The 13,374-nt window shown below is 36.3% G+C and carries 12 protein-coding genes and 1 riboswitch; of the genes, 10 read left to right on the top strand and 2 right to left on the bottom strand.

The features are described 5' to 3' along the window. Positions 1 to 113 precede the first annotated feature (113 nt). From PF272_RS09795 to PF272_RS09760, 8 genes are all read left to right on the top strand, one after another. Positions 114 to 743 carry a response regulator gene (locus PF272_RS09795; RefSeq protein WP_065233761.1) on the top strand — a complete coding sequence of 210 codons (630 nt, stop codon included), beginning with the start codon at positions 114 to 116 and terminating at the stop codon, positions 741 to 743. A 142-nt stretch (positions 744 to 885) separates the two neighbouring features. After that, positions 886 to 2,037, top strand: coding sequence for a hypothetical protein (locus PF272_RS09790; protein WP_271142613.1), 1,152 nt, complete (start codon positions 886 to 888; stop codon positions 2,035 to 2,037). A 2-nt stretch (positions 2,038 to 2,039) separates the two neighbouring features. After that, on the top strand, positions 2,040 to 2,411 hold the full coding sequence (locus PF272_RS09785; protein WP_271142612.1) for a DUF488 domain-containing protein: 372 nt from the start codon (positions 2,040 to 2,042) through the stop codon (positions 2,409 to 2,411). A 172-nt stretch (positions 2,412 to 2,583) separates the two neighbouring features. Then, positions 2,584 to 3,219, top strand: coding sequence for an OmpW family outer membrane protein (locus tag PF272_RS09780; protein ID WP_271142611.1), 636 nt, complete (start codon positions 2,584 to 2,586; stop codon positions 3,217 to 3,219). A 148-nt stretch (positions 3,220 to 3,367) separates the two neighbouring features. Then, positions 3,368 to 4,009 carry a dethiobiotin synthase gene (gene bioD / locus PF272_RS09775; protein WP_271142610.1) on the top strand — a complete coding sequence of 214 codons (642 nt, stop codon included), beginning with the start codon at positions 3,368 to 3,370 and terminating at the stop codon, positions 4,007 to 4,009. 61 nt (positions 4,010 to 4,070) lie between these two features. Then, a riboswitch (Lysine riboswitch) is annotated at positions 4,071 to 4,240 on the top strand. An 84-nt stretch (positions 4,241 to 4,324) separates the two neighbouring features. Next, positions 4,325 to 5,677 (top strand): lysine-sensitive aspartokinase 3, encoded by a 1,353-nt coding sequence (lysC, locus tag PF272_RS09770; protein ID WP_271142609.1) that lies wholly within the window; start codon positions 4,325 to 4,327, stop codon positions 5,675 to 5,677. 249 nt (positions 5,678 to 5,926) lie between these two features. Continuing rightward, positions 5,927 to 6,910 (top strand): sialic acid TRAP transporter substrate-binding protein SiaP, encoded by a 984-nt coding sequence (locus tag PF272_RS09765; protein WP_271142608.1) that lies wholly within the window; start codon positions 5,927 to 5,929, stop codon positions 6,908 to 6,910. A 74-nt stretch (positions 6,911 to 6,984) separates the two neighbouring features. Next, positions 6,985 to 8,835 (top strand): TRAP transporter large permease subunit, encoded by a 1,851-nt coding sequence (locus PF272_RS09760; RefSeq protein ID WP_271142607.1) that lies wholly within the window; start codon positions 6,985 to 6,987, stop codon positions 8,833 to 8,835. Between the two features lie 81 nt (positions 8,836 to 8,916). On the opposite strand, the gene PF272_RS09755 is transcribed toward PF272_RS09760, so the two are convergent. Both PF272_RS09755 and PF272_RS09750 read right to left on the bottom strand, forming a co-directional pair. Then, positions 8,917 to 10,092: an MFS transporter gene (locus PF272_RS09755; protein WP_271142606.1), complete on the bottom strand. Its 1,176-nt coding sequence runs from the start codon at positions 10,090 to 10,092 to the stop codon at positions 8,917 to 8,919. A gap of 68 nt (positions 10,093 to 10,160) precedes the next feature. After that, positions 10,161 to 10,964: an MOSC domain-containing protein gene (locus PF272_RS09750; RefSeq protein ID WP_271142605.1), complete on the bottom strand. Its 804-nt coding sequence runs from the start codon at positions 10,962 to 10,964 to the stop codon at positions 10,161 to 10,163. A 374-nt stretch (positions 10,965 to 11,338) separates the two neighbouring features. On the opposite strand from PF272_RS09750, the gene PF272_RS09745 reads away from it, so the two are divergent. Both PF272_RS09745 and PF272_RS09740 read left to right on the top strand, forming a co-directional pair. Then, positions 11,339 to 11,677 carry a P-II family nitrogen regulator gene (locus PF272_RS09745; RefSeq protein WP_065235092.1) on the top strand — a complete coding sequence of 113 codons (339 nt, stop codon included), beginning with the start codon at positions 11,339 to 11,341 and terminating at the stop codon, positions 11,675 to 11,677. A 44-nt stretch (positions 11,678 to 11,721) separates the two neighbouring features. Next, positions 11,722 to 13,014 (top strand): ammonium transporter, encoded by a 1,293-nt coding sequence (locus PF272_RS09740; protein ID WP_271142604.1) that lies wholly within the window; start codon positions 11,722 to 11,724, stop codon positions 13,012 to 13,014. Positions 13,015 to 13,374: the final 360 nt, after the last annotated feature.

Here is a 13,374-nt window from a genome sequence, read left to right as displayed (position 1 = left end):
CAATTTTTTCTTAGTTATAAGAAAATTTCTTCACCAAAAGAACACGTTTTTTCCTTTTGGTGTGATAGTATGTGCAAGATTTTTTTCAATATTCCTCAAATGGGGCATTTATAATGAACAAAACAACTATTTTAGTGATTGATGATCATCCTCTTATCCGCAGAGGTATTACTCAACTTTTAGAGCTTGACGAAACATTTGAAGTATTAGCTGAAGCAAGCAACGGCACTGAAGGCTTGGCTTTAGCGAAAAAATTATCGCCAGATATGATTATTTTAGATTTAAATATGAAAGGGATGTCTGGTCTAGATGTATTAAAAGCACTTCGTCTAGATGATATTGATGCTAAAATTGCTGTATTAACCGTTTCAGACTCTCGTTCTGACATTTTTGCTTTAATTGAAGCGGGTGCAGATGGTTATTTATTAAAAGATACAGAACCAGATACTTTATTAGCACAATTAAAAAGAATTGCTGAAGGTCAAGTTGTATTAAGTGATGCGGTAAAACAACGTTTATTAGAACAACACGCTAGCAATGATCCGTTGCAATTATTGACTGATCGTGAAATGGATGTATTAAAACTTATTGCTACCGGCCTATCTAATAAACAAATTGCAACCCAACTATTTATCTCTGAAGAAACTGTCAAAGTACATATTCGTAACTTACTACGCAAATTAAATGTCCATTCTCGTGTTGCCGCGACAGTGCTTTATTTAGAAAATCGTGGTTTAGATTAAACAAATCACTTAGCTAACTAATGAAGATCTCTTGCTGTAAAAATAAACAAAATAAAGAAGATCTTCATTAAGTAAACGCTATTTATTGCTATAATGGCGTGCCACAATATTATGCGTTCAATATATGACTGGGTAAAAATAGATGAAGTTTTTCTCTTTTTGTTTAAGTTTATTACTATTGCTTTATACGCCGTTTTCTTCTGCTGATTGGAACCAAGTTGGTAAAGCAGAATATAACTGGGGGCCTTTCCATATTTATACTGTATCTCTTTTTACCGAGAACGGTGCTTATAGTAGTGAACAACGTCCACTTATGTTACGCATTAAATTTGCTAAACCTGTTGAAGGTAAGAATTTTGCGGTTTCTATGGTAAAAGAAATGGCATTAGATCAAATGAAACCAGAAGAAGTTGATCAACTTAGAAAACGCTTAATTAAAAACTTTCCTGATTTTAAACCTGATGATGTCTTAAATTATATTGCTCTCGAAAAAGATGGATATTTTGTGTTGAACGATACAATTTTATCTGAACATTTTGATAAAGCCTTCAACCATCAATTTATCTCGATTTGGCTCGATTCAGAAAGCAGTTTTAAACAATTACAACCTCGTTTATTAGGTGAAGATAAAGAAAAACAAACTGAAATAGCTAAAACTGATGCAGCGAAAAAAGCAGATCCAACAGCACCAACTGCAATTAGCACTGCAGCGGCTGAAGTAGCTCAGGAAGCGAAAGCTGATGCTCAACAAGATAATCAAGATCAGGCAAAACCACAATCTGCCCATATTACACTTGGTGAGAAAATGCCTGCACAAATGGTTCTTGTCGAAAAAAATACTAAACAATCAGAACCTCAAGCAGCAACCACTGCACAAACAGAAGAGCAAGCAACTAATACGCAAAAAATGACAAATACAGACAAGTCATCAGAAGAAAATAAAGAAGTGTCGCCATCAGAAAATGCTAGTAACGGAAAAACAGAACAATCCGTTACCCATGTAGAAAATAAAGCGGTACCACCAATGCAACAAACAAATAATTCAACTGAAGCAGAAACTACGCCAAGTGATAAATCTGCTTCTAATAGTAAAGATAGCCAAGAGAATGCTTCCCAAGAAGCTAACAAAACAGCACAATCAACAGCTAACCAAGATACAGCAACAGAAGATGATAAAGCACAGCAGCAAAAAGAGGAGAAATCTGAAGAGCCTAAGGTTGATCCTGAACAGCCTATTGAGCCACCAGTTGAAGTGGATCCTATTATGCCTTATCAAAAACACTATTGTTGTTAATTATGTATCAATTACAAATTAAGCGAATCTACCAACCCATCGAAGCTAGCGATGGGTTTCGCATTTTAGTTGATCGTTTATGGCCTCGTGGTATCAAAAAAGAAGACGCTCATATCAATTTGTGGGAAAAAAGGATTACACCAACCCCCGCATTACGCAAATGGTTCAACCACCAACCTGAGAAATTTGCACAATTCGCATTCCAATATCAACAAGAGTTAGCTCAAAATCCGCAATCTCAAGATTTTCTAACAATATGCCAGCAACAGCTAGAACAACAAAACGTTACCTTACTATATGCTGCAAAAGATCCTGAATGTAATCATGCACTTATCTTATCTCACTGGATTCTATCGCAGCTTTATCATACTTGATCTAGCAAATTTTCTTGGTAACACTTCACACTAACTCATTTTGATGTATCACAAAAAGTTCCCATTAATCCCTCTTTTATTGATTTTTATCAAAAAACACCTCTCTCAAAAGAGGTATCTTGAATCAGTCATATGACAGAACAAAAAAACCTATATATTCAAGGAGGGTTCTATGAAAAAATTAGCACTAGCAATTGCAACTTCTACTGCGCTACTCGCTGCATCATCAGCAGCAATGGCTCACCAAGCTGGCGACATTTTTGTTCGTGGTGGTCCAATTTTAGTGGTACCAAATACTGATACTCATAATTATAAAGGAAATGCTCTTCCTTATGATTTTGATGTTAATAGTAATGCACAATTAGGTTTAACTGGTACCTATATGATTACTAATAATATAGGGGTAGAATTATTAGCAGCAACACCATTTAGCCATGAAATAAAACTAGGCGGAGACACTATTGCAAAAACTAAACATCTTCCACCAAGTCTTTATGTTCAATACTATTTCTTAAATGCAGATTCACCAGCACGCCCTTATGTCGGTGCAGGTCTTAACTACACAACATTCTTTGGAGAAAAAGAAAAACTAGCTGGTTTAAGTAATCTTAAATTAAAAGATTCTTGGGGTCCTGCGGTAAATGCTGGTATTGATATCAAAATTACTGATAAATTATTCTTTAATACTTCTGTTTGGTGGGCAAAAATCAAAACCAAAGCAACCTTTAATCTTAATGGAAAACCTCAAGAAGCCCGTGTAACATTAGACCCGACTGTCTTCTTTGTTGGTTTAGGTTATAAATTCTAAGTAATCACATTTTTCTCTTGAAGTTTAAGCCATAGCCTTTGCTGTGGCTTTATTGTTTTTAATCCCTTTCCCTTTTTAAGTTGCTTCTCAATAAAATCCGAGTATAGTTAGCCCTATTTTTGCTTTTCCCTGTTTAAGGAGTACAAATATGGGACAAATTCTTTTCGTTAGCGGTATTGATACCGAAGTAGGAAAAACCATTGCGACTGGCGTTTATGCTAAAAAACTGATGGAGCAAGGATTTTCTGTCATCACACAAAAAATGATTCAAACAGGTTGTGAAAAATACTCCGATGATATTTTAATGCACCGCAAAATTCAGCAAATTGCATTAACGGAAGAAGACCTCTCTGGTATCACTTGCCCTTACCTCTTTCGCTACCCTTGCTCACCACATCTCGCTGCAGCAATGGAGAATCAGCAAATTGATCCTGATTATATTACTGAAAAAACACAATTATTAGCGACTCGCTACAATTATGTATTACTTGAAGGCGCTGGCGGATTAGCCGTTCCTTATCGCCAACAAGAAACAACACTTGATTTTATAGCCAAATATCAATACCCATTAATTCTGGTCACCTCAGGTAAATTGGGCAGTATCAATCACACCCTACTAAGTTTAATGGCTTGTCAAAGCAGAAATATTACTGTACATAGTGTTATTTATAACCGTTTTCCAGAAAAAGATGCGTTGATTGAACAAGATACACAACAGTATCTACAACGTTATTTACAACAACATTTCCCAAAAACGGAATTTGTTTTATTAGAAAAATTGAATTTTTAAAATTTCATTTGACATTCTAATAATTAACGGGTATTTCTATACACGTTTTGTAGCACAATGCTACGGCAGGAGAGGCGCGGAACTCAGGTCGTTATTTTTAGGTCTGGAGCCAATGAGAAATAATCAGGGGAGTTTCGCCGAGATAAACAATTTTCCAGAGAATTGTTTATCGGCTATTAGGGCTGAATCCCTAAGGCTGTCATCGGTAAACGATGGAGAGCTTCTGAACATCATCGCAATGTCGTATCTCTTCCAGTTTTCCTACATCTTCTGCAACACTTTTTTATTCACAATATCATTATTAAGGAAATTTTTATGGCTCATTTATCTGTTGCAAAATTTGGAGGAACTAGCGTAGCTAATTACGCTGCAATGCAATCTTGTGCAAAAATCGTAATGGCAGATCCAAATACGCGTGTTGTTATCTTATCTGCTTCTGCTGGCGTAACTAATTTATTAGTTGCCCTTGCAAATGGTTGCGAAAAAGCAGAAAGGGAATCACTACTTGATCAAGTAAGAAAAATTCAATACAACATTTTAGACGAATTAAAAAATGCAAGCGTATTACGTGAAGAGATAGATCGCTTATTAGATAATATTGAATCTTTATCTGACGCCGCTTCATTAGCCACTTCACCTGCATTGATTGATGAAATCATTAGTCTCGGGGAAATGATGTCAACATTAATTTTTGTTGAAGTGTTACGTGAATTAGGCGCAAGTGCGACTTGGGTAGATGTGAGAACACTTGTTGCAACTAACGATCATTATGGTAAAGCCGCACCAAATGATGAATTAACTCAACAAAATTGTGATCGCGTATTAAAACCATTAATCGACCGTGGTGATCTTGTCATTACCCAAGGTTTTATTGGCCGTGCACCAAATGGAAAAACAACGACATTAGGTCGCGGAGGTAGCGATTACTCTGCTGCATTAATTGCTGAAGTGTTAAATGCAAATGATGTACTCATCTGGACTGATGTCACTGGTATTTATACTACCGACCCTCGTATTGCACCAGCTGCTCAAAAAATTGATACTATGAGTTTTGCTGAAGCTGCAGAAATGGCAACTTTTGGAGCAAAAGTATTACACCCAGCAACCTTACTCCCTGCGGTACGTAGCAATATTCCAGTCTATGTTGGTTCAAGTAAAGCACCAGAACAAGGTGGAACTTGGGTTACTCGTGATCCACAACCTCGTCCACTATTCCGTGCAATTGCTTTACGCCGTGATCAAACATTACTTACCCTTTCTAGCTTAAGTATGTTACACGCTCAAGGATTCCTAGCGAATGTCTTTAATATCTTGGCTAAATATAAAATTTCTGTTGATACCATTACCACTTCAGAAGTGAGCGTAGCACTCACTTTAGATAAGACAGGTTCTGCTTCTTCTGGTGCAGAATTACTCTCTAATGAGTTATTGGCTGAATTAAGTGAAACCGCTTCTGTGAAAGTCGATACAGGACTTGCTTTAGTAGCTCTTATTGGTAACAATTTACACATTGCTGCAGGTGTAGCAAAACGTTTATTTGGCACAATCGAAGAATACAACGTACGTATGATTAGCTATGGTGCGAGCACCAACAATATTTGCTTATTAGTGAAAAGCGAACACGCCGATGAAGTTGTGCGTAAACTTCATCAAGAACTCTTTGAATAAGTTAATAAATTGTCCTCTATTTTATCTTCTGCCCTTGTCTTCACAAGGGCATTTTTCTCTCCAAAAATGTCTAAAAATTAACCGCACTTGATAAATTTTGTGATTGATCTCTCAATAATGAAATAAAACTTCATTTATCTTAAAAAAAATGATGTATAGTAATCATCAGTAAAAAGTACTTGTTTTATACCGTCATGTGTATGACTTGCTACTTTTCCCAACAATCTAACTCTTTATAGGAGAAACGCAATGAAATTTAAAAAATTACTACTTGCTACACTTTGTATGGGTATTTCTGCAGCTGCATTTTCTGCAGAGTATGATTTGAAAATGGGTTTAGTAGCAGGTCCTACTTCAAATGAATATAAAGCAGCAGAGTTCTTCGCAAAAGAAGTAAAAGCAAACTCTAACGGTAAAATTGAAATTTCACTTTACCCAAGTGCACAACTTGGTGATGACCGTTCAATGATCAAACAACTTGGTGATGGTGCATTAGACTTCACATTCGGTGAATCGGCTCGTTTCCAATTATTCTATCCATCAGCAGAAGTGTTTGCATTACCTTATATGATTCCAAATTTCAAAGTCGCAAAAGAAGCGTTATTTGATACTAAATTTGGTCAATCTTTAATTCAAAAAGTAAATAAAGATCTCGGTATTACAATCTTAGCAGATGCTTATAATGGTACTCGTCAAACTACTTCAAACCGTGCAATTAATAGCATTAAAGATATGAAAGGGTTAAAACTTCGTGTGCCAAATGCAGCAACTAACCTTGCTTATGCGAAATATTCAGGCGCATCTCCAACACCGATGGCATTCTCTGAAGTATATCTTGCATTACAAACTAACTCAGTAGATGGTCAAGAAAATCCATTATCAGCTATCCAAGCACAAAAATTTGAAGAAGTACAAAAATACTTGGCATTAACCAACCATATTCTTAATGACCAATTATATTTAGTAAGTAATGCAACCCTTGAAGAACTTCCACCAGATCTACAAAAAGTGGTTAAAGATGCTGCAATAAAAGCTGCTGATTACCATACCAAACTCTTTGAAGATGGTGAGAAAAATCTTATCTCTTACTTTGAACAAAAAGGTATGACCGTGACTAAACCGGATCTTGCTCCATTCAAAGCTGCGATGAAACCATACTATGATGAATACATCAAGAAAAGTGGTAAAGAGGGGGAAGAAGCAATTAATGAAATTAATGCTTTAACTAAATAGTTCTTCCCTGCCTTAACGTTCTCCTGAACGCTAAGGCTTTTTTTTAACCTTAGTAAGATGTTATGAGGTTTACCATGAAATATTTTAACAAACTTGAAGAGTGGCTAGGCGGTGCGCTGTTTTTAGTCATCTTTATTATTTTGATTGCACAAATTGCAGCAAGACAAATTTTTGATTCCCCGCTGATTTGGAGTGAAGAGTTAGCGCGTTTATTATTCATCTATGTTGGTATGTTGGGGATTTCTATCGGGATTCGTACACAACAACACGTATTTATTGACTTCGTAACGAATATGATGTCAGAAAAAATCAAAAAAGTGATGGTTTCTCTGACACAAATCCTTATTTTTATCTCTGTCATTTTATTTATCCATTTTGGGATCAAACTTTATAACGGTGCATCATTTGAAATTGTTTCGTTAGGCATTTCTGAAAAATGGTTATATGCTTCATTACCATTACTCTCTTTCCTAATGTTGATTCGCTTTTTACAAGCCCAAACAGAAAACTATAAAAATAACCTAAGCTATATTCCATCTACTATTTTCTTAATTGCAGCCGCAATATTAATCGGCTTAATTCTTTTTGCACCAGATGTATTCAAAGTATTACGTATCACCAACTATGTAAAATTTGGCAGTGAATCTGTTTATATTGTATTAATTGTTTGGCTTATTATTATGTTCATTGGTACACCAGTGGGTTGGTCGCTTTTCATTGCAACAATTCTTTACTTTGCAATGACCCGCTGGAATGTTGTCAATTCGGCTTCTGCCAAATTAGTTGATAGTTTAAATAGCTTCTCTCTACTGAGTGTTCCATTCTTTATCCTTACCGGTATCTTAATGAATACTGGTGGTATCACTACTAAAATTTTTGAATTTGCTAAAGCATTGCTCGGTCACTATCGTGGCGGTATGGGACACGTAAATATTGGTGCAAGTCTAATTTTCTCTGGTATGTCTGGTTCTGCACTAGCAGATGCAGGCGGTTTAGGGCAATTAGAAATCAAAGCGATGCGTGATGCAGGTTATGATGATGATATGTGTGGTGGTATTACCGCAGCTTCCTGTATTATCGGGCCATTAGTTCCACCAAGCATTGCAATGATTATTTATGGTGTTATCTCTAATCAATCTATTGCAAAACTCTTTGTTGCTGGGTTTGTACCGGGTGTTTTGGTTACAGTTGCGTTAATGATTATGAATTACTTTATTTCTAAAAAACGTAACTATCCTCGTACACCAAAAGCATCAATGGAAGTTTTATGTCGTGAATTTAAAGGCGCTATTTGGGCATTATTAACACCAGTATTAATTATTGCAGGTATTTTCTCCGGTTTATTCACACCGACTGAAGCCGCTGTAATTGCTGCACTCTACTCTATTGTAGTAGGGAAATTTGTTTATAAAGAACTTACCCTTGAAAGTTTATTTAAAGGCTGTGTAGAAGCGGTCGCGATTACTGGGGTAACTGTGTTAATGGTGATGACTGTTACTTTCTTCGGCGATATGATCGCTCGTGAACAAGTTGCGATGAAAATTGCTGAAGTGTTTATTACCGTCGCAGATTCACAATTAATGGTATTAGTGATGATCAATTTACTTCTCCTCTTCTTAGGAATGTTTATTGACGCACTAGCACTACAATTCCTTGTGTTACCGATGTTAATTCCAATCGCTGTTCACTTTAACATTGATTTAATCTTCTTCGGTGTAATGACAACTTTAAATATGATGATCGGTATCTTAACTCCACCAATGGGTATGGCACTATTTGTAGTTGCTCGCGTTGGTAATATGTCAGTCAGTACTGTAACAAAAGGGGTATTGCCATTCTTAATCCCAATTTTTGCAACCTTAGTACTTATTACCATCTTCCCACAAATTATTACCTTTATTCCTAACTTATTATTACCGGGTTAATCAATAAACAGACAAAATGCGAAAACCTATCTCATCTGAGATAGGTTTTCTTTTTAACTTATCGTTATCCTCTCAACTTTATTAACTTTTACTTTTTCTCATTCCCCAAATGCATACTGGAATAAAACTGAGTAATACAATAGATCCAAGGATAACGCTCGCCCACGAATAATGTCGCCATAAGAAAATCAAGTAAAATCCGACCATACTTGAACCAAAATAGTAGAAAGATAAGTAAAGCGCAGAGGCTAATGCTCGAGCTTGCTGTGCCTGTTTACCTACCCAACCACTAGCCAAGGCATGTGTAGTAAAAAAGCCAATACTACAAATTAACAACGCCATAATAATGAGTGGTAATGAAGACACCATTAAACAAAGAACACCGATCAATAAGACACACCAGCCTAAAAACATTCCTCGTAATGCAGAATAACGCTGAGTAAGTTTTCCAGTTAAGCTCGCAGCAAATGTCCCACTGAGATAACATAAAAACAGTAATGAAACTTGAGTTGTTGAAAAATCATAAGGCGCATTGATCAATCGTAAACTTACTACTGAATAGAGATTGATAAACACACCAAATCCTAAGCCCCCTATAAAATAGGTACGCCATAACTTAGGATTACGGATATGCCCACATAGATTCTTGCGTAAATTATCAAATTGTAGTGTTTGTAATTGGAAATGTTGTTCTTTGGGTAAGCAGTAAATAATTAAAAATACGCCAATAACTGCTAAAAAACCACAGAATAGCATTGGCATATTTAATCCAAAATGATCAGCTAGGAAACCACCTAACAATCTCCCTGAAATTCCGCCTAATGAGTTCGCTGCAATATAAGAACCCACAACCGAAGCAATAGAGCGAGGCTCAAACTCTTCACTAATATAAGCAACCGCCACAGCTGGCAGTCCACCTAAAGCAACGCCCTGCGCCACCCGAAAAAAGATCCAAGCACTAACTGAATCAACAAAATAAAGAATAATTCCAATTATTGCTGTAATGCCTAGACTAATCATCATCATCAGCCGTCGGCCGAAACGATCTGCAAATAATGCCCAAGGAATCAGACTTAAACTCAATCCTAATGAAGCCCCCGCAAAAATCCAATTAGCGATGGTGATAGAAACTTGATATTTTTTAGCAAAATCCGCCAAGATTGGTTGTGCTGAATAGAGGTTACAGAAAACAAGAAAAGATGAAAAGGCTAAAGCAAAACTCGCTAAATAAAACTCTCGGGAACGCAGTGTGATCATTATTGTTTATGAACTTTAAGATAGGGATAACCCTATCTTATTCCCTTAACAACTCTTTTACAAATATTTTATACCGTGCGTCGTTGCAGAACCTCAACATTATCACCAACACGTACAACGCCACTATTTAGTGGGATCAAATTGATACCAAATAATGGCGCACCTTCTGCATTTTTATGAATTTTCTTTAATGTCCGAAAAGGCTCACATTTTGGTTCTAATTCTCCTGTTGATAAATTTCTTGTTGTCAAAATGCAACGTTCACATAGCTTACTATGCAAAAACTCTACCTCACCAATTTTAATTGTATGCCATGTTTCTTCAGCAAAAGCCTCTTCGCCACTAACGATTAAATTGCCACGGAATTGATTGATACTAATTGGGACTGGGCAAGCTTGTTGCACCGCAGCAAATGATGCTTCGCTGACTAACAATAACGGATACCCATCTGCAAATGACACACTATGTTCTGGAAAACGCTTGATAAAACGTTGATCACGTTCTCCTAACCAACGTAATACTACCTTTGTCTGTAATTTATCACTAAACCACTGATTGATCTCGACTGGCGCAATATAAGATGGAAAGTGAGTTCCCCACACTTCACATTCCTGCTGTTGTGAGAAATCTTGATAACGTACCAAAATTTGACTGCCATCTTGATGACGTACAATTAACCCTTGTGCAACAGGATAGGCAGAGAATTTATATAACTCACCATGCTTACGTGCAGTAATAAACGTTCCAGCCTCGTCTGTAAGCATAAATTCCCGATCAAAACTCAAGCCATGCGGTTGAACATAACTCTGTTCTGTAAAACAAGGTTGTGTTGATTTAATCGGATAAAAAGCAATTTTATTCAATGTATTCATATCATTCGCCTTAGTTATCTCATTTCCATTTTATGGTGAACTAATGTAACTCATCCATTTTGCAATGAGAATATTTTTATCAAAAATTCTTCATATCCACCATTCTATTAGAGAACCTCTAACAAAATTAGTAATTTTAAAAATTTTTTATAAAAAACCTTTGACAACATTTAATTTAAAGATTTATTATTTGAACACAGTTTAATTTTAATGTTATTTTTATAGATATTAACTACTTTTAAGGTAGTTTTATTAGAAAAAATATTTATTTTTAAACTTAAATATATAGATTTTCTAATTTAAAGACAAAAAGAGTGTATTATTTATAAAAAAGCAAATAATTCAATAACATAACCCATTTCTTGGAGGTATCTATGAAACTCATTAGCGCAATAATTCAACCTTTCCGTCTGGATGAAGTTCGTGAGGCTTTAACTGATATCGGGATTCACGGAATTACCGTTACCGAAGTGAAAGGTTTTGGTCGCCAAAAAGGTCATACTGAAATTTATCGAGGTAGTGAATATTCAGTTGATTTTTTACCAAAAATTCAAATCGATATTGCTGTGAGTGATGAAAATGTCGATAACGTGGTAGAAACCATTATTGAAGCATCACAAACAGGACGTGTAGGTGATGGAAAGATCTTTGTTTTACCACTCGAGCAAGTGATTCGAATCCGTACTCGTGAAACAGGCGAAGATGCACTTTAATTTATTTTAATAAGACAAACACAACAAACTTAGGGGAATTAAAAATGAAACGATACCATTGGTTAATGGCTCTGCTGCCAGTTACAGCACACGCCGATCTTGCGGATTGGGTACAACCAACTTCTGTGATTAGTGCAGGCGATACTGCATGGGTTATGTTAGCAGCAATCTTAGTCTTATTTATGACAATTCCAGGATTAGCACTTTTCTATGCTGGTATGGTTCGTAAGAAAAATATACTTGCAACGATGGTACAAAGTTTTGCCGTATGTTGTTTAGTTGCTGTAATTTGGCTGGTTTGTGGATACAGCTTAGCCTTTACTCCAAACAATGCTTATATTGGTGGTTTAGATCGTCTGTTCTTAAATGGATTAAATGTTTTTACTGAACAAGGCAAATTAACTGTTTATCCAGGCGCAGGCTCTATTCCAGAATCAGCATTTGTGGTATTCCAAATGGCATTCGCAATTATCGCTGGCGCTATTATTACCGGTGCTTTTGCAGAAAGAATTAAATTTAGTGCAGTATTAGTGTTTGTTGGTGTATGGACATTATTGGTTTACGTACCGACTGCCCACTGGGTATGGAGTATCGGTGGTTGGTTAGCTGAAGATGGCGTTTTAGACTATGCAGGCGGTACCGTTATTCATATCAATGCTGGTGTTGCAGGACTTTGTGCCGCACTCTTTATTGGTAAACGTATTGGTTATGGCAAAGATGCAATGCCTCCATACAACCTAGCATTAACTTTAATCGGTTGTGCAATGCTTTGGATTGGTTGGTTCGGTTTTAACGCTGGTTCTGCTCTTGCAGCTGACAGCCGTGCCGGAATGGCGTTAGCAACAACCCAAATCGCAGCAGCCGTAGCAGCATTAACATGGATGTTATGTGAAGTTCTTAGCAAACATAAACCATCAGCATTAGGTTTAGCTTCTGGTGCAGTTGCAGGTTTAGTGGGAATTACCCCAGCCGCAGGTTTTGTTTCCGCACAAAGTGCTGTATGGATTGGTTTAATCACTAGCGCAGTATGTTTTATCGCAGTGACCAAAATTAAATATAAACTAGGCTATGATGATTCTCTTGATGCCTTTGGTATCCATGGTATTGGTGGTATCGCTGGTGCAGTATTAACAGGTGTATTTGTATCAACTGATATTACCGGTGGTGACGCAAGTGTACTCGCTCAAATCGAAAGTGTTGTGATCACCTTAATTTACAGCAGTGTTGTTTCTTGCTTGATTCTTTGGGTAATGAGTTTATTCATGGATATCCGAGTATCTGCTGATGAAGAACGCCAAGGTTTAGACTTAATCTCTCATAGCGAACGTTTAGAATAGTTTTTTAATAAGCATAGTAGTTGTTATATTGACAATGTTTCTGCACCGTAAAGGTTGAATTTCAACTGATGAAGGTGCAGTTTTTTATTTTTATTTTTTCAGTTTACTAGTCTTCAACACACTGTCCTTTTCCTTATATTCATACCCTTATTTTTTAGTATAAAATAACTAATTGATTTATAAGTAATTATATTTACCTTATAAAAAAGGGTTTATCTTTAGATTTGTAGTATAATCCCTTGTGGTTCTTGAAGTTATCTTAACTTCTGTTCTAGTTTACTGCCGCATAGGCAGCTTAGCGATTAAAGGCGAAAGAAAATGGGCTTTGCTACCGTAAGGCAGCTTAAACCTAAAATTATT

The organism is Gallibacterium faecale (genome assembly GCF_027920745.1).
Classification (GTDB): domain Bacteria; phylum Pseudomonadota; class Gammaproteobacteria; order Enterobacterales; family Pasteurellaceae; genus Gallibacterium; species Gallibacterium faecale.
This window is presented reverse-complemented; position numbering and strand designations above follow the sequence as displayed.

What these genes read in the sequence shown, in the direction of transcription:
- bioD (WP_271142610.1), top strand. Translation starts at nt 3,368, where the DNA reads ATGGGACAAATTCTTTTCGTTAGCGGTATTGATACCGAAGTAGGAAAA.
- PF272_RS09795 (WP_065233761.1), top strand. Translation starts at nt 114, where the DNA reads ATGAACAAAACAACTATTTTAGTGATTGATGATCATCCTCTTATCCGC.
- PF272_RS09765 (WP_271142608.1), top strand. Translation starts at nt 5,927, where the DNA reads ATGAAATTTAAAAAATTACTACTTGCTACACTTTGTATGGGTATTTCT.
- PF272_RS09745 (WP_065235092.1), top strand. Translation starts at nt 11,339, where the DNA reads ATGAAACTCATTAGCGCAATAATTCAACCTTTCCGTCTGGATGAAGTT.
- PF272_RS09760 (WP_271142607.1), top strand. Translation starts at nt 6,985, where the DNA reads ATGAAATATTTTAACAAACTTGAAGAGTGGCTAGGCGGTGCGCTGTTT.
- PF272_RS09785 (WP_271142612.1), top strand. Translation starts at nt 2,040, where the DNA reads ATGTATCAATTACAAATTAAGCGAATCTACCAACCCATCGAAGCTAGC.
- lysC (WP_271142609.1), top strand. Translation starts at nt 4,325, where the DNA reads ATGGCTCATTTATCTGTTGCAAAATTTGGAGGAACTAGCGTAGCTAAT.
- PF272_RS09750 (WP_271142605.1), bottom strand. Translation starts at nt 10,964, where the DNA reads ATGAATACATTGAATAAAATTGCTTTTTATCCGATTAAATCAACACAA.
- PF272_RS09740 (WP_271142604.1), top strand. Translation starts at nt 11,722, where the DNA reads ATGAAACGATACCATTGGTTAATGGCTCTGCTGCCAGTTACAGCACAC.
- PF272_RS09780 (WP_271142611.1), top strand. Translation starts at nt 2,584, where the DNA reads ATGAAAAAATTAGCACTAGCAATTGCAACTTCTACTGCGCTACTCGCT.
- PF272_RS09755 (WP_271142606.1), bottom strand. Translation starts at nt 10,092, where the DNA reads ATGATCACACTGCGTTCCCGAGAGTTTTATTTAGCGAGTTTTGCTTTA.
- PF272_RS09790 (WP_271142613.1), top strand. Translation starts at nt 886, where the DNA reads ATGAAGTTTTTCTCTTTTTGTTTAAGTTTATTACTATTGCTTTATACG.